The sequence below is a fragment of the Arthrobacter sp. HMWF013 genome (assembly GCF_003061105.1).
In the GTDB taxonomy this organism is placed as follows: Bacteria; Actinomycetota; Actinomycetes; order Actinomycetales; family Micrococcaceae; genus Arthrobacter.
Window position 1 is genome coordinate 1 of record NZ_QAIQ01000122.1, and the last position, 14,390, is coordinate 14,390.

Genomic DNA, 14,390 nt, shown 5'->3' on the forward strand with positions numbered 1-14,390 from the left:
CCTCCTGGTACGGCGACTGCCTGCCCTCCCGCGACTTCCCGATGCTGGTGAGCCACTACAAGCAGGGCAACCTGGACCTGGATGCCTTTGTGTCCGAGCGGATCAGCATCGACCAGGTAGAGGAAGCCTTCGAGAAGATGCACGAGGGCAAGGTCCTGCGCTCCGTTGTTGAACTGCCTGCCGCGGGTGTGGAGTCCTGATGGGCATCCGGATCGAGAACCTGGTCACCTCCGGCACTTTTTCGCTCGACGGCGGCACCTGGGACGTCGACAACAACGTCTGGATCGTCGGCAACGACGAGGAATGCATCATCATTGATTCCCCCCACGACGCTTCCGCCACCATCAACCAGGTGGGTGGCCGGAAGGTCAAGGCCATCCTGCTGACCCACGCGCACAACGACCACATCGGCGCCGCTTGGGAGGTCGCGGACGCCGTCGGCGCGCCCATTTACATGCATCCGGGAGACCAAGTCCTCTGGGAGCAGGTTTACCCTGATTCGGAGCCTGACCGTGACCTGAGTGACGGGGACGAGCTACAGGTGGGTGGAGTGACGCTCCAGGCTATCCACACACCGGGCCACTCTCCCGGTTCCACCTGCTTTTACCTGGAAAGCGAAGGAACGGTCTTCACCGGGGACACGCTCTTCAACGGCGGGCCCGGTGCCACCGGGCGCTCCTACAGCGACTACCCCACCATCCTGACCTCGATCCGCGAACGGTTGCTGACGCTGCCCGGTGACACGGTGGTCCGCACCGGACACGGCGACAACACCACCATCGCCGCAGAGCAGGAAAACTTCTCAAGGCTGGATCACTCTGCGCCAGCAAAGCATTGAGCGAAGGGGCGTTCAGGTGATGCTGATCGCCCTTTGTTCCAAGGCCTCTGGATGCAGACCAAAAAAGGCCTGACTGTCAGGCTCAGCGGCCGCACAAAGCCACATCATCGTGACGTTGTCCGCTCCTAGTCTGGCGAGGCCAAGTTCATGTCAGTGCCGTTTCGTTCTCCGGAGGATGGGCTACGTTTACGCTCCTTTTGGGGGCACCGACAAAGGGCGACTGTTGGTAGCCGAGTTAGGTTACGGAAAAATAATGCCCCAGTGAGAAGTGAATGCTTTCTTTCATCATCCCAGTTGAAAAGATCCTCTGAATGATCCTATACTTCAGTTGTATGGCTTGGTGAATGGCATCACCGGGCAACTTGGAATCGCATCCATCGTCTTAGGCGAAGAACTGTGTACGCGCTTTGTTAGGACTGCGATTCACGCGCTCGGCACCATGCAGCCTCTCGAGCCTTCCGCTCTGGGCTGCCTCACCATGGCTGCTGAACCGCCCAAGCCTCCTCAAGAAAGAGAAACATTCCCATATGACAACCGCATTTCGCGCAGCCGACCTCCCTTCCAGTGAGCTAGAAGAAACACTCCTCGCCCCACCCAGCGCCACGCCACTTACCGGTGACATAACCGTTCGTAGTTTTAGCGCCTTCAAGACTGAGGATGGACGCATCTCTTCGGGCACCTGGGAGACCGAAACGGGGCAGTCCAGATGGGAATTCCTCACCAGGGGCGAAATCATTCATGTTCTCTCGGGCAAAATGAGTGTTAAGCGCGATGGCAGGGACGAAGTCCACCTCTCCGCTGGTGACACCGCTTATTTCCCTATTGGGTGGACCGGAACGTGGACCGTGCATGAGCGTCTGCGGAAGGTATATGTCATTTATTCAGCATGACCTTCCGAACAGTTAACCTGCAAGGCCGCACACAATAGAGGAAGCATCGCTCCAGTAGTCAGGTCTAGCGTCTTGCGGCGGAACAGTGACGTTCGTAAAGCCGCTGGCGGACCGGTAAGTAGCCTGGAAGCCTGGCGCCGGGGTGAGTCCCCTCATGTAAACCAGACTTTCCGTCCTGCACTTGGAGCTTACCTTGAATGCTACTAGCCCTCTAAGGCCTGAGAGCGCCCTTCGAGAGCCACTTCATCCTCCGGATGCCGACACTAATGAGCCGGCTATTCCACCAATTGTCAGCACTGAATTGCCTGGTTGTGAAGACGGCTGTCACTACTGCGAGGGGCCGGAAACGGACTAGTGAGTCTCCCCCAACACATCCCTGCATCACTGGGGCCACGTCCCCGGACAGGGTGGCGAGAGCTCCTTAACGTGCCGAGGCTGCGGCTACCTGTCGCAGTTGTTCGGTAGAGTCCGGGGTTTGAATCCGGCAGTCAGGACGTAGACATGTGAGCGGCGCCGGTCCTTTTGCGGGTCAGCGTCAGGGAGAGAACCGCAGCATCGTGCGGCGGTGTGGCAAATCAACGTGACGCCGTATCCAACTCGGCCGTTAAAAAGTTACAGCCGCCCCCGTCAGGGGCAAAATGCTTACGCCTGCGCCGGTGATGCAAGCTTAATCAATTCCTAGTCGGCCCCAACGCAGCTCGGCATCGATAGGGCACACGAACCTCCACAGCATCCTATCCAAAAGGGCTGTTCATACCATCCCGAATTAGCGTTTCGCCTACTCGCAAATAACGGGACTATGGATGCTGGGCCCACCGCCGCCTGAGAAAAGTCAGGGATGAATGCTTTTGGACATCTGTCAGGAAGCCCACGGGCAAAAACAGCAAGGCGGCAAAAGCGGGCCGGCGAAGCCCTTAGACAATTCCGCGCCCACGCGCAAATAGATCCTACCCCTTTTTGGAAGGCAGCCCGATGCTACAAAGCTCAGATTCTTTTCGTGAAACGTGGATGGGCCGGGAGGCCCTCGCCGAGGCCATGATTCCGGTGATCGGCCGGCTGTACCGCGAAAACAACGTGGTCACCAGCATCCACGGCCGCAGCCTGATCAACAAGTCCACCATGAACATCCTCAAGGCGCACCGCTTCGCGCGTCGGATCACTAAAGACGAATTGCCCCTCGAGGAGACGGCCCCGCTGCTGAACACCCTGGCGGGGCTGGACCTCGGTGCGGCGGCCATCGACATCGCCCGGCTGAACCAGAAGTTCAAGGAAGAGGGCGGCGACGCCACACTGGAGGAGTTCCTCCGCGAAGAGCTTGCAGAGATCGTGGGCAAGCACGGCGCCGACGACCGCACCAGCACCGACGTCGTGCTCTACGGCTTCGGCCGCATCGGCCGCCTCCTGGCCCGCCTCCTGATCGAAAAGGCAGGCGGCGGCCACGGCCTGCGGCTGCGCGCCATCGTGGTCCGCAGGGGCTCGGACAACGACCTCTCCAAGCGCGCCAGCCTGCTGCGCCGCGACTCGGTCCACGGCTCCTTCGAAGGCACCATCCGCGTTGACCAGGCAGCCAACACCATCACCGCCAACGGCGTCCAGGTCCAGGTCATCTACTCGGACAACCCGGCCACCATCGACTACACCGCCTACGGCATCAACAACGCGCTCGTGGTGGACAACACCGGCCGCTGGCGTGACGCCGAAGGCCTGTCCCAGCACCTGCAGAGCAAGGGCGTGGCACGGGTGCTGCTGACCGCCCCGGGCAAGGGCGAACTGAAGAACATCGTCCACGGCATCAACCACCGCACGATCGCGGACACGGACCAGATTGTGTCCGCCGCATCCTGCACCACCAACGCCATCACCCCGGTCCTGAAGGCCATCAACGACAAGTTCGGCGTGGTCCACGGACACGTCGAGACCGTCCACTCCTTCACCAATGACCAGAACCTGATCGACAACTTCCACAAGGGCGACCGCCGCGGCCGCTCGGCCGCGCTGAACATGGTGATCACCGAAACCGGTGCCGCCAAGGCCGTCGCCAAGGCCCTGCCCGAACTGCTGGGCAAGCTCACCGGCAGCTCCGTCCGCGTCCCCACCCCGGACGTTTCGCTGGCCATCCTGAACCTGAGCCTGGAAAACGGAACCACCAAGGACGAGGTCAACGAATACCTGCGGGAAATGTCGCTGCACTCGGACCTGCGCAAGCAGATCGACTACATCGACTCGCCCGAGGTTGTTTCCACGGACTTCGTCGGTTCCCGCCGCGCCGGAATCGTGGATGGCCTTGCCACCATCTCGAACGAGAAGAACCTGGTGCTCTACGTCTGGTACGACAACGAGTTCGGCTACAGCTGCCAGGTGGTCCGCGTGATGGAAGAAATGGCCGGTGTGAACCGACCATCCTTCCCCGCCACGGACGCCGCTGAAGGACTCGTATCGGCGCTTGCCGCCCTGAGATAGATGCAACCACTGCTTATCCGAACCGCGGCCCCTTACCAGGCCGCCGGTCGATGCCGGTGAGTAACACCAGTGAAGTAGCCTGAGCTCTCCGAAGGAGATCAATACTCCCCACCAGGCCCAATGAGCCGCGGGTGCTCGCTGTACCTGATCAGCAGGATTGGTCAATCGGCTGACAGGCGGTGGGCGCCGACTAAGGGTGCGGTCCCATGAATTCCGCCTTCTTGTTGCGGATAAGGCGTTTAGCGCCCACTAGGATGTGGCAGGCCATCTAGCGCCTGCGGCGGCGGCGGTTTCTTTTAGCAGTGAAACCTTCGGCGCGTCCCGGCCGCGCACTTCTCAAAGATGGATAAGCCACGGAAAGACACTCGAACTTCGAGGGCGGTGCGGCCAGTCGTCCTGCTGACCAGTCCGGACCAGTCATGAATAAGGTTCATGATTGTAAAACCTTTTGAAAGCCTCACTGTCGGCCCGGTGTTGTGGCTATCGTTCGCTGTTGAGCTGGTCTGCGGACGGTAGGCCCGGTCTCCAGCCATGAAGTTTCAGCTCCTAGCAAGTGTCCCGGCCAAAGATCTGATTTGTAGGCTGACCCGTTGTCGTAGAGCATGCACTTGACGGTGACGGCGCGGGCAGCAGACGGGCTTACCGTCTTTTTAATACCGCTTGCTGCGGTGAGCGGCTGTTTCGTCACCGTGGGGTCCGGCATCGCGACCAGGGATGATCATCAATGACGACGCACGCACGGTCCGGACTGCCGTTGCAGTAGCTGTTGCCCGGTTAGAGAGATGCACCTGCCCTGCGGGTCTCCTTGGCCCAGCCGCTGCCGTCCGGGATGGTGAGGTTCTTCACATTGACGATCGACCAACCTCCGGGCTCTCGCTTGCTCTTATCGCCGGCTAACAACCCCGGTGCGTTTGGCCACGTGGAGGACGTGGCCAAACGCACAAGACCAGAGTTACTGTCTGCTACTCCGCAACCTTGCCGGTTGCTTCATAGATGGCGATCTTACCGATACGGCGCTCGTGGCGCTCCGCATTGCTGAATGGTTCTGCAAGAAATGCCTCAATCAACTCGATGGCCGCTTGAACGGTGTGCTGCCGCCCGCCTACGGCCACCACATTGGCGTTGTTGTGTTCGCGGGCTAGTTTCGCCGTGTCAAGGTTCCAGGCCAAGGCCGCACGGACGCCCTTTACCTTGTTCGCCGCGATCTGCTCGCCGTTACCAGAGCCGCCCAGCACTACCCCCAGGGCATCAACGCCCGCGGCCTGATCGGCCACGACGGCGGTCGCAGCCCTAATGCAGAACGTCGGGTAGTCGTCTTCGGCGTCATAGACCGCTGGCCCGTGGTCTACTATTTCGTAGCCGTTTGCAGACAATGCAGTAATGAGGTGGGAGCTTAGCTCCATACCCGCGTGGTCGGTTGCGACGTGTACGCGCATGAATGGTCCTTAGGCTGGTTGGGATGCGGCGGCGTCGACGCGAGCACCGGGGCCGAAGGCGAGCTGACCGTTGGTGCGCAGTGACTCGATGGCATCTGCAGGGGACGGTTTGCCGTATACGGCCGATCCGGCTACGAAGATATTGGCACCGGCCCCCGCGGCCCGAGTGATGGTTTCCTCCGTGATGCCGCCGTCGACTTGGATAGCCACGTTCACCCCGGAGCCCTCAACGGCTGCGCGCGCGCGCCGGATCTTGGGCAGCATGACGTCCAGGAATGCCTGGCCGCCGAAGCCCGGCTCTACCGTCATGATCAACAGCATGTCCAGCTCGGGGAGCATGTCGAGGTAGGGTTCCACCGGTGTGGCCGGGCGCAGTGCCATGCCCGCTTTGGCCCCGCGTGCGCGAAGTTCCCGAGCAAGCTTGATGGGTGCCTCGGACGCCTCAACGTGAAATGTGACAGAGCTTAGGCCCGCGTCGGCGTACAGGGGTGCCCAGCGGTCCACATTGGCAATCATCAGGTGCGCGTCCAACGGGACGGGGCTGACCTTGTTCAGTCGTTCCACAACAGGCAGGCCGATGGTCAGATTGGGTACAAAGTGGTTGTCCATGACATCCACGTGGACGGCATCAGCGTTGCTTATGCGGGAAAGCTCGGCTTCGAGGTTGACGAAGTCGGCCGAGAGGATGCTGGGGTTGATGCAGCAGTTCAGAAGTGATGCGGACATGATGTCTGCCTTTCGCTAGCAGTCAAAGCTCGGGTCAGGGTGCCTTCCGTGCGCTGGCCAGTGCGCCTTCGACGTCGGCAAGCAGTTCCTTCCAGCTAGCAACAAACTTGTTCAGGCCTTCAGATTCTAGGAGTGCTACCACCTCGTTGTAGGAAATGCCCAGCGCGCCCAGATCGTTCAGCACGCGGTTGGAATCCTCATACATGCCGGTGATGGTGTCCCCGGTGATGACGCCATGGTCAAAGGTGGCGTCGAGGGTTTTCTCGGGCATGGTGTTGACGACGTCGGCAGCAACCAGACCGGTCACATATAGTGTGTCGGGGTAGGCCGGGTCCTTGACCCCGGTGGAGGCCCACAAGGGGCGCTGAGGGAGGGCTCCGGATCTGGCCAGCACTGCCCAGCGTTCCGTGGAGAAGAGCTCCTCGTAGACCTGGTAGGCCAGGCGGGCATTGGCAACGCCAGCTTTGCCCTTGAGTGCCTTGGCTTCATCGATGCCGAGGCCGTCGAGGCGTTTATCGATCTCGGAGTCCACGCGGGAGACGAAGAACGACGCCACGGAATGGATCGTGGACAAGTCGTGGCCGTTCTCCCTGGCCAGTTCCAGTCCGGACTGGAAGGCGTTGATGACCGCACGGTAGCGGTCCAGGGAGAAGATCAGGGTCACATTGACGCTAATGCCTTCGCCCAAGGTTGCCGTGATGGCCTCGAGGCCTTCGGGGGTTGCGGGAATTTTGATAAGGACGTTGTCCTTGTCCACCTTCTTGTAGAGGTTCTTGGCCTCGACGATGGTGCCGGCCGTGTCCCAGGCCAGCCGGGGATCAACTTCGATGGAGACACGGCCGTCAACGCCGTTGGTTGCGGCGGCGATCGGTGCGAACAGGTCGCAGGCGTCAGCGACGTCGGCCGTGGTGATTTCGAAGATGGTCTCTTCGACGCCGGCGCCCTGGGCGGCAAGCTGGGCGATCTTAGGGTCGTAGTCCGAGCCGGAGGTGATGGCGGCCTGGAAGATGGACGGGTTGGTGGTCACACCCACCACGTTCTTTTCGTCGATGAGCTTCTGCAAGCTGCCGCTGTCGAGACGCTCACGCGAGAGGTCATCGAGCCAGATGGACACACCGGCATTGGATAGCTGGGCGGTTAGGGTTGCGTGGGCCATGGCTTCTTCCTTCAAAATATGTGGGCTGGTGACAATTTGTGGCCGCACCGCCGGACGTCCCCCATGAGACCGTCCCGCGGTACGGCCAGCAGTGCTGGCATTGGTCAGATGCGGGCAGCGGCTAGGGAGTCCTTGGCGGCTGCGGTAACAGCCTCGGCGGTGATGCCGAACTCCTGGAACAGACGCTTATAGTCAGCGGAGGCGCCGTAGTGTTCGAGGCTGACGGAACGACCGGCGTCGCCGACGAATTCCTTCCAGCCCAGGGCCAGTCCGGCCTCCACGGAGACGCGGGCCCTGACGGCGGCTGGCAGCACGGACTCACGGTAGGCCGCGTCCTGCCTGTTGAACCACTCGACGCACGGCATGGAAACGACGCGGGCGCCGATGCCTTCGGCCTGGAGCGCTTCGCGGGCCTGGACGGCCAGCTGGACCTCGGAGCCGGTAGCGATCAGGATCACGTCGGCCGGAACGGTGGCACCGTCCTTGGCTGCTTCGGCCAGCACATAGCCGCCCTTTGCGACGCCCGCCGGGGAAGCAAAGGTGTCACCCTGTGCTGCGCCGGTACCGCGGGCGAAAGTGGGCACGTTCTGACGGGTCAGGACGATACCTGCCGGGTTTTCGTGGTTTTCCAGCATGGTCTTCCACGCGGTGCCCACCTCATTCGCGTCAGCGGGGCGGACTACGTCCAGGCCCACGATGGCGCGCAGCGAGGCGAGCTGTTCCACTGGCTGGTGGGTGGGACCGTCCTCGCCCAAGCCAATGGAGTCGTGGGACCAGACGTAGATAGACGGGACACCCATCAGGGCCGAAAGGCGGATGGCCGGGCGCTGGTAGTCACTGAAGATCAAAAACGTACCGGAGAACGCACGGGTCCGTCCGTGCAGAGAGATACCGTTCACGATGGACGCTGCGGCGTGCTCGCGGATGCCGAAGTGCAGGACCCGGCCGTAGGGGTTGCCCCTCCAGGCATCGGTGGAGCGGGAGACCGGGATGAAGGACGCCGAGCCTTCGATGGTGGTGTTGTTGGACTCCGCGAGGTCAGCCGAGCCGCCCCAGAGTTCCGGCATGACCGGGCCCAGCGCGTTCAGGACCTTGCCTGACGCGGCGCGGGTAGAGACATCCTTGCCGGCTTCGAAGACCGGCAGGACTGCATCGAGTCCGGCGGGAAGCTTTTTAGCTTCGATCCGCTCCAACAGGGCAGCGCCCTCAGGGTTCGCCGACCGCCATGCATCAAACGAGGAATCCCATTCGCTGCGGGTGGCTGCTCCGCGGTCCAGGACGGCACGGGCGTGGGCGAGAACCTCCTGGTCCACCTCGAAGGACTTCTCCGGGTCGAAGCCCAGAACCTCCTTCAGGCTCGCCACCTCGTCGGCGCCCAGGGCTGAACCGTGGATCTTGCCGGTGTTCTGCTTCTTCGGCGCCGGGTACCCGATGATGGTGCGCAGCGAGATGATGGACGGCTTGGACGTCTCAGCCTTCGCTGCGAGCAGGGCCGAGTACAGTTCCTGGACGTCTTCGACGTATTCGCCGGTCTCGGTCCAGTCCACGCGCTGGGTGTGCCAGCCATAGGCCTCATAGCGCTTCAGGACATCCTCGGTGAATGAGATGTCGGTGTCGTCCTCGATGGAGATGTGGTTCTCGTCGTAGACCACTACGAGGTTGCCCAGTTCCTGGTGCCCAGCCAGCGAGGAGGCCTCGGAGGTCACGCCTTCCTGGATGTCGCCGTCGGAGGCGATGACCCAGATCGTGTGGTCAAACGGGGACGCGCCCTCGGCAGCGTCGGCGTCGAACAGGCCCCGCATGCGGCGCTGCGAGTAAGCGAAGCCCACCGAGGAGGCCAGGCCCTGGCCCAGCGGACCGGTGGTGATCTCCACACCGGGGGTGTGCTTGTACTCAGGGTGGCCGGGCGTCAGGGAATCCCAGGTGCGCAGCGACTTGAGGTCGTCCAGCTCCAGACCGTAGCCGGATAGGAACAACTGAATGTACAAGGTCAGCGACGAATGTCCGGGTGACAGGATGAAGCGGTCACGCCCCAGCCAGTCCGGGTCGCTGGGATCGTGACGCATCAGCTTCTGGAAAAGAAGATAGGCGGCCGGGGCGAGGCTCATGGCCGTGCCGGGGTGGCCATTGCCGACCTTTTCGACGGCGTCCGCGGCCAAAACCCGGGCTGTGTCCACGGCGCGCTGGTCCTCTGGCATCCAGTTTAATGTTGCCGATTCAGGAGGTGAAGCTGAATCGGCGGTGCTGAACAAAGTATGGGTCGCATTTGCGGTCGGATTCACGATTTATGCCCTTCGATTCGGTCATCGGCCTTTTGCGGGCCACGGATGCTTCTGGCTATGTCTATGATCCCGAACCGAACGGGTAGGAGTAATACTGTTTTCTGACGGTTCTTACTACACTTTAGGACTGGCAAAACGCTCATCGCCCCCGTAGTCTGGCTGAATGAGCACAGCTGCCGACCTACCCGTGAAGGATTCAGCCATTTCCCTGCCCGACCTGCCGTGGCCACTTTTGCAGAGCGTGGCGGCCCTGGCAGATGCCCCCCTGACCCAGATAGCGGAGAGACTGCGTGATGCCACGCTCCCCTACGTGCCAAGCAGCGCGTTGGTCATCTTCACCGAAGACTGCACGGGGCGGCCGCAGAAGAAAGCGGGCGCCGAAGAAATCATTTCCCGGGCCTCCATCGCCGAACTGGACACGCTTCGCGCTACCCTTTCGGATGAGGCACCTTGGTTTGGGGAAGCCGAGCTCGCGGGCCGCCCCCGCCCGGTACTCGCCCTAAAGCACGCCTCCAGCAATGCCCTTCTCGTCCTCACGGATCCGCACCTTGCCGATACGGGACACAACGTCAGGCTGGACCTGGTGACGTATCTGTGGCGGCTTACTGCCCGGCGGATCCGGGAGAAAGTGGCAGATGCGCCGCCGTCGTACCTCCTCGAATCGCGGGCCGCATCTGCTGAACGCCTTCGTGTGACAGCGGAACTGACCGACCTGCACTCCACGACCCTGGAGACCCTCCTGGCAGCCTTGCGATCATCCTCCCTTGACGATGCGGCAGCACGCTCAACAGTCACTGACCTCACCGCCAAGGCGTTGATCGGGCTCCGGACCCACAGTGACCGCACGACGGACCTAGTCGAGGAGCCTGTCGCGAAGGCCTTCGAACGTCTGCGGGAGGACCTGCGGCCGCTTACACGATACAGCGGCATTGAGATCGAATTTATTGAACCGCCGCTCAACGGAAGGGCCCTGCCCGGCGAAGTTGCGCACGCGGCGCGGGCCATCGTCCGGGGACTTGTGCTGGCCATAACGGAACAACCGGATGTCAGTAGGGTAAGGACACAATGGGACTGCGACGGCGAAAACCTGCTGATCAACGTCCGCGACGACGGCCGGGGCGCACTCAAAGCCGACGACCCGAGCATCGCCCGCCTGGACCGCCGGGTTCAGGCGCTCACCGGAACACTGCGTATCGAGGTTATGCCGGGCTGGGGTGCGGATGTATTTGTCACCCTCCCTCTCGACCTGCAAGCGTCACGCCCCGCCAGGGATGTCGCCGGTTGGGATCTGGCTGCCCGGGAGCTCGAGGTGCTCCAGCATCTTGTTGCCGGGCACCGCAACCGGACCATCGCCTCGACGCTGGGCATCAGCGAAAATACCGTCAAGTTCCATGTCCGGAACCTGTTCAGGAAGCTCGAGGTCGGCTCGCGCACTGAGGCCATCGCCCTGGCACACAGCCACGGACTTAGGTAAGGGTGTGACGACTCGGCGGCACAGCGAAGATCTATGCCCTCACGACGCAAGACGCCGCAGAGGCTGCACACGGGACGGAAGTGCCACCCTCTGCCGCTGCTGGTGAGTTTATTCCAACCGCCGTATCGGGGTTTCCTTAGACGACATCAGTTGCAAAAAGTCTGAGTTTCGCCCCGGCTCCCCGCTGCCAAGGAACATCGCGCGGCTTTTTTCGCACTCTGGGCGCTCCAAGACTACGAACCGTTCTGCCGAAGACTTCGTCCGGGTCCAGGCGTCGCAGCTCCTCGGCCAGGCAGTCGCGGAGGCTGCGGCGCGGCAGCGAGATCCGCTGGGCGGGTTGGCCCGGCTGGGTCAGCTCGGCCACGGACAGTCCCGGGCGGACGAGCTGGACGTCGCCGCCGGGACGGGTGAGCCGGACGCGGCGGATGCCGGTCCCGGCGGGGTCCGCCACGATGGTTACCGGTGCTTCCAGGGCGAGGGTAAGCCAGGCCGCGAGGAGGATGGTGGACGGGGAGTCCGATGCACCTTCGACGGCGACGGCGGTCACCGGCGAGGCGTCCACTTCATCCAGGGCCGCCGCGAGCTGGCTCCGCCAGTTGGTCAGGCGGGTCCAGGCGAGGTCCGTGTCGCCGGCCCGGTACGTTTTGTGGATCCGGGCCAGTGCCGCCTGCGGGTCGGGCTCGTTGGCGGAATCGGTGATCCGGCGGTGGGCGATCCGCCCGATGGAGGTTTCGCAGGCGTTTTCGGGGGCGCCGTGCGGCCACCAGGCCACGATCGGCGCGTCCGGTAGGAGCAGCGCGGCCACCAGGGACTCGGATTCGTGGGCGAGCTCACCGTAGCCGCGCAGCACGATGACCTCGGACGCGCCGGCGTCACCGCCCACCCGGATCTGCGCATCCAAACGGTCCGCAGCGTCGGCGCCGGCGTCGGCGAGGACGATGATCCGGCAGGGGTGTTCCCGGCTGGCATCGTTCGCCGCCTCGATCGCTTCTTCCTCAAGCCCGGACTTGGTGACCACCACGAGGGTGAGTACCCGGCCCAGGGCGATCACGCCGCCCTGCTCGCGCAGCGCCATGAGCTTTTTGGACACCTTGGAGGTGGTGGTGTCCGGCAGGTCTACAATCATGGCCTTCTCCAGGTTCGTCCGTCGCGGGCCAGCAGCTCATCGGCACTGGCCGGCCCCCAGCTGCCGGGGGCGTAGGGTTCGGGCTGTTCGTCCAGGGTGGCCCAGTAGTCCTCGAACGGGTCAAGGATCTTCCAGGACAGCTCCACTTCCTCATGCCGCGGGAACAACGGCGGCTCACCCAGCAGCACATCCAGGATCAAACGCTCATACGCCTCGGGGCTGGACTCGGTGAACGAGTGGCCGTAGCCGAAGTCCATGGTCACGTCCCGGACTTCCATCTGCGTGCCCGGCACCTTGGACCCGAACCGGATGGTCACGCCCTCATCGGGCTGGACCCGGATCACCACGGCGTTCTGGCCGAAGTCATCCTCCCCGTGGTCACGGAACAACAGGTTCGGTGCGCGCTTGAACACCACCGCGATCTCGGTCACGCGCCGGCCCAGGCGCTTGCCCGCACGCAGGTAGAACGGCACCCCGGACCAGCGTCGGGTGTGGATGTCCACCCGGATCGCTGCGAACGTCTCCGTGGTGGAGTTGGCGGGGATGCCCTCTTCCTCCAGGTAGCCCTGAACCTGCTCGCCGCCCTGCCACCCGCCAGTGAACTGGCCGCGCGCCGAGTGGGTGGACAGGTCATCGGGCAGTTTGACGGCGGCGAGGACCTTTTCCTTTTCCGCGCGCAGGTCATCGGCGTTGAAGGAGATGGGCTCCTCCATCGCGGTCAGCGCCAGCAGCTGGAGCAGGTGGTTCTGGATCACATCGCGGGCCGCGCCCACGCCGTCGTAATAACCTGCCCGGCCGCCGGTGCCGATGTCCTCGGCCATGGTGATCTGGACGTGGTCCACGTAGTTCGCGTTCCACAACGGCTCGAACAACTGGTTCGCGAACCGCAGCGCCAGGATGTTCTGGACCGTTTCCTTACCCAGGTAGTGGTCGATCCGGAACACCGCATCCGCGGGGAACACCGACTCCACAATGTCGTTCAGCTTCCGGGCCGACTCAAGGTCGTGCCCGAACGGCTTCTCGATCACCACCCGCCGCCACTTCTCGCCCTCGGCCTGCGCCAGGCCGTGCTTGGACAGCTGCCGGCAGACCTGCTCAAACGCCTTCGGCGGGATCGACAAATAGAACGCGTGGTTGCCGCGGGTGCCGCGGACATCGTCGAGTTCCTTGATGGTCTCGCCCAGACGCTCAAAAGCGCCGTCGTCGTCGAACTCACCCTGGACAAAACGGATGCCCTCGGACAGCTGGTTCCACACCGCCTCATCAAACGGTGTCCTGGCGTAGGCCTGCACGGAGGCCTTCACTTGACCGGCGAAATCCTCATCAGTCCACTCCCGGCGCCCAAAACCCACCAGCGCAAAGCTCGGCGGCAGCAGCCCGCGGTTGGCCAGGTCGTACACGGCCGGCATGAGCTTCTTGCGGGCAAGGTCGCCGGTGACTCCGAAGAGCACCAGCGAGGACGGACCGGAGATCCGGTTCAAACGACGGTCACGCGGATCCCGAAGCGGATTCCGCCCTGACTGTTGCCCAGACCTCATCCTTGAATCAGCGTAAGTGACTGACATGGTTGCTTCTAACTTTCCGCAAGGCGGTGTAGCCGTCGACCGACGGTCACGAGAGTATCTGCTCGTGGGTTTCGCCGTAGGACACCGTGTCGCTGAGCGTGAGGGTATAGCGGCTGGGATCATGGCGAGTGACAAGAATTCCCGCTTGGCCATAGGGCATCGCCAATTGCCGGAGCGTTGCCTCTGCGTCGTCGAGCAACTCGTAAAGCCGACGCGGTTCTGTAACGACGACTTCCAAGATATGTGAGGCCTGACAATGCATTATCAACAGATTCCTTCCTCAGGGATGGATTTTCCGTGTACGAAGACCCCTCCTCTTGGGAGCAAGTCAAATCCCTGTAGCAGGATCGTTTTAGGTCTTCCACCGAAACATGTGCTGCCCATGGTGACGGTCTACCGCGGCAGCACAGGGACCCATACGGCAGCTGCAGGCCCCC

Annotated in this window: 10 protein-coding genes and 1 pseudogene; 5 read left to right on the top strand and 6 right to left on the bottom strand. The window is 62.7% G+C overall.

Annotated elements, in window-relative coordinates:
- The 4 genes and pseudogenes from DBR22_RS05555 to DBR22_RS05570 all read left to right on the top strand — a co-directional run.
- Window positions 1-200, top strand: a pseudogene (locus tag DBR22_RS05555) (S-(hydroxymethyl)mycothiol dehydrogenase); the annotation flags it as partial.
- Entirely contained in the window at window positions 200-838 is a 639-nt protein-coding gene (locus DBR22_RS05560; protein WP_108598161.1) for an MBL fold metallo-hydrolase, read from the top strand. The pseudogene DBR22_RS05555 and the gene DBR22_RS05560, both read left to right, overlap by 1 nt.
- A 527-nt stretch (window positions 839-1,365) precedes the next feature.
- On the top strand, window positions 1,366-1,728 hold the full coding sequence (locus DBR22_RS25215; RefSeq protein WP_108598162.1) for a cupin domain-containing protein: 363 nt from the start codon (window positions 1,366-1,368) through the stop codon (window positions 1,726-1,728).
- Window positions 1,729-2,700: 972 nt separating this feature from the next.
- Window positions 2,701-4,188 carry a glyceraldehyde-3-phosphate dehydrogenase gene (locus tag DBR22_RS05570; RefSeq protein ID WP_108598163.1) on the top strand — a complete coding sequence of 496 codons (1,488 nt, stop codon included), beginning with the start codon at window positions 2,701-2,703 and terminating at the stop codon, window positions 4,186-4,188.
- 962 nt (window positions 4,189-5,150) lie between these two features.
- On the opposite strand, the gene DBR22_RS05575 is transcribed toward DBR22_RS05570, so the two are convergent.
- From DBR22_RS05575 to tkt, 4 genes are all read right to left on the bottom strand, one after another.
- Complete coding sequence (locus DBR22_RS05575; RefSeq protein ID WP_108598164.1) at window positions 5,151-5,624, bottom strand: ribose-5-phosphate isomerase; 474 nt, start codon at window positions 5,622-5,624, stop codon at window positions 5,151-5,153.
- Between the two features lie 9 nt (window positions 5,625-5,633).
- Window positions 5,634-6,350, bottom strand: coding sequence for a ribulose-phosphate 3-epimerase (gene rpe, locus DBR22_RS05580; protein WP_108598165.1), 717 nt, complete (start codon window positions 6,348-6,350; stop codon window positions 5,634-5,636).
- A gap of 34 nt (window positions 6,351-6,384) precedes the next feature.
- Complete coding sequence (gene tal / locus DBR22_RS05585; RefSeq protein WP_108598166.1) at window positions 6,385-7,506, bottom strand: transaldolase; 1,122 nt, start codon at window positions 7,504-7,506, stop codon at window positions 6,385-6,387.
- A 104-nt stretch (window positions 7,507-7,610) separates the two neighbouring features.
- Window positions 7,611-9,704: a transketolase gene (gene tkt / locus DBR22_RS05590; protein WP_108598167.1), complete on the bottom strand. Its 2,094-nt coding sequence runs from the start codon at window positions 9,702-9,704 to the stop codon at window positions 7,611-7,613.
- 247 nt (window positions 9,705-9,951) lie between these two features.
- Here tkt and DBR22_RS05595 point away from each other — a divergent pair, with 247 nt between their 5' ends.
- On the top strand, window positions 9,952-11,262 hold the full coding sequence (locus DBR22_RS05595; RefSeq protein ID WP_108598168.1) for a helix-turn-helix transcriptional regulator: 1,311 nt from the start codon (window positions 9,952-9,954) through the stop codon (window positions 11,260-11,262).
- Window positions 11,263-11,398: 136 nt separating this feature from the next.
- Here DBR22_RS05595 and DBR22_RS05600 read toward each other — a convergent pair whose 3' ends face one another.
- Window positions 11,399-12,388 carry a glucose-6-phosphate dehydrogenase assembly protein OpcA gene (locus tag DBR22_RS05600; RefSeq protein ID WP_108598169.1) on the bottom strand — a complete coding sequence of 330 codons (990 nt, stop codon included), beginning with the start codon at window positions 12,386-12,388 and terminating at the stop codon, window positions 11,399-11,401.
- Window positions 12,385-13,953 (bottom strand): glucose-6-phosphate dehydrogenase, encoded by a 1,569-nt coding sequence (gene zwf, locus DBR22_RS05605; protein ID WP_181365041.1) that lies wholly within the window; start codon window positions 13,951-13,953, stop codon window positions 12,385-12,387. Before zwf ends, DBR22_RS05600 begins: the two co-directional genes overlap by 4 nt.
- Between the last annotated feature and the right edge of the window lie 437 nt (window positions 13,954-14,390).

Excerpts from the sequence above, each read along its gene's own strand:
- DBR22_RS05560 (WP_108598161.1), top strand. The coding sequence starts at position 200 with ATGGGCATCCGGATCGAGAACCTGGTCACCTCCGGCACTTTTTCGCTC.
- DBR22_RS25215 (WP_108598162.1), top strand. The coding sequence starts at position 1,366 with ATGACAACCGCATTTCGCGCAGCCGACCTCCCTTCCAGTGAGCTAGAA.
- DBR22_RS05570 (WP_108598163.1), top strand. The coding sequence starts at position 2,701 with ATGCTACAAAGCTCAGATTCTTTTCGTGAAACGTGGATGGGCCGGGAG.
- DBR22_RS05575 (WP_108598164.1), bottom strand. The coding sequence starts at position 5,624 with ATGCGCGTACACGTCGCAACCGACCACGCGGGTATGGAGCTAAGCTCC.
- rpe (WP_108598165.1), bottom strand. The coding sequence starts at position 6,350 with ATGTCCGCATCACTTCTGAACTGCTGCATCAACCCCAGCATCCTCTCG.
- tal (WP_108598166.1), bottom strand. The coding sequence starts at position 7,506 with ATGGCCCACGCAACCCTAACCGCCCAGCTATCCAATGCCGGTGTGTCC.
- tkt (WP_108598167.1), bottom strand. The coding sequence starts at position 9,704 with ATGCCAGAGGACCAGCGCGCCGTGGACACAGCCCGGGTTTTGGCCGCG.
- DBR22_RS05595 (WP_108598168.1), top strand. The coding sequence starts at position 9,952 with ATGAGCACAGCTGCCGACCTACCCGTGAAGGATTCAGCCATTTCCCTG.
- DBR22_RS05600 (WP_108598169.1), bottom strand. The coding sequence starts at position 12,388 with ATGATTGTAGACCTGCCGGACACCACCACCTCCAAGGTGTCCAAAAAG.
- zwf (WP_181365041.1), bottom strand. The coding sequence starts at position 13,953 with ATGTCAGTCACTTACGCTGATTCAAGGATGAGGTCTGGGCAACAGTCA.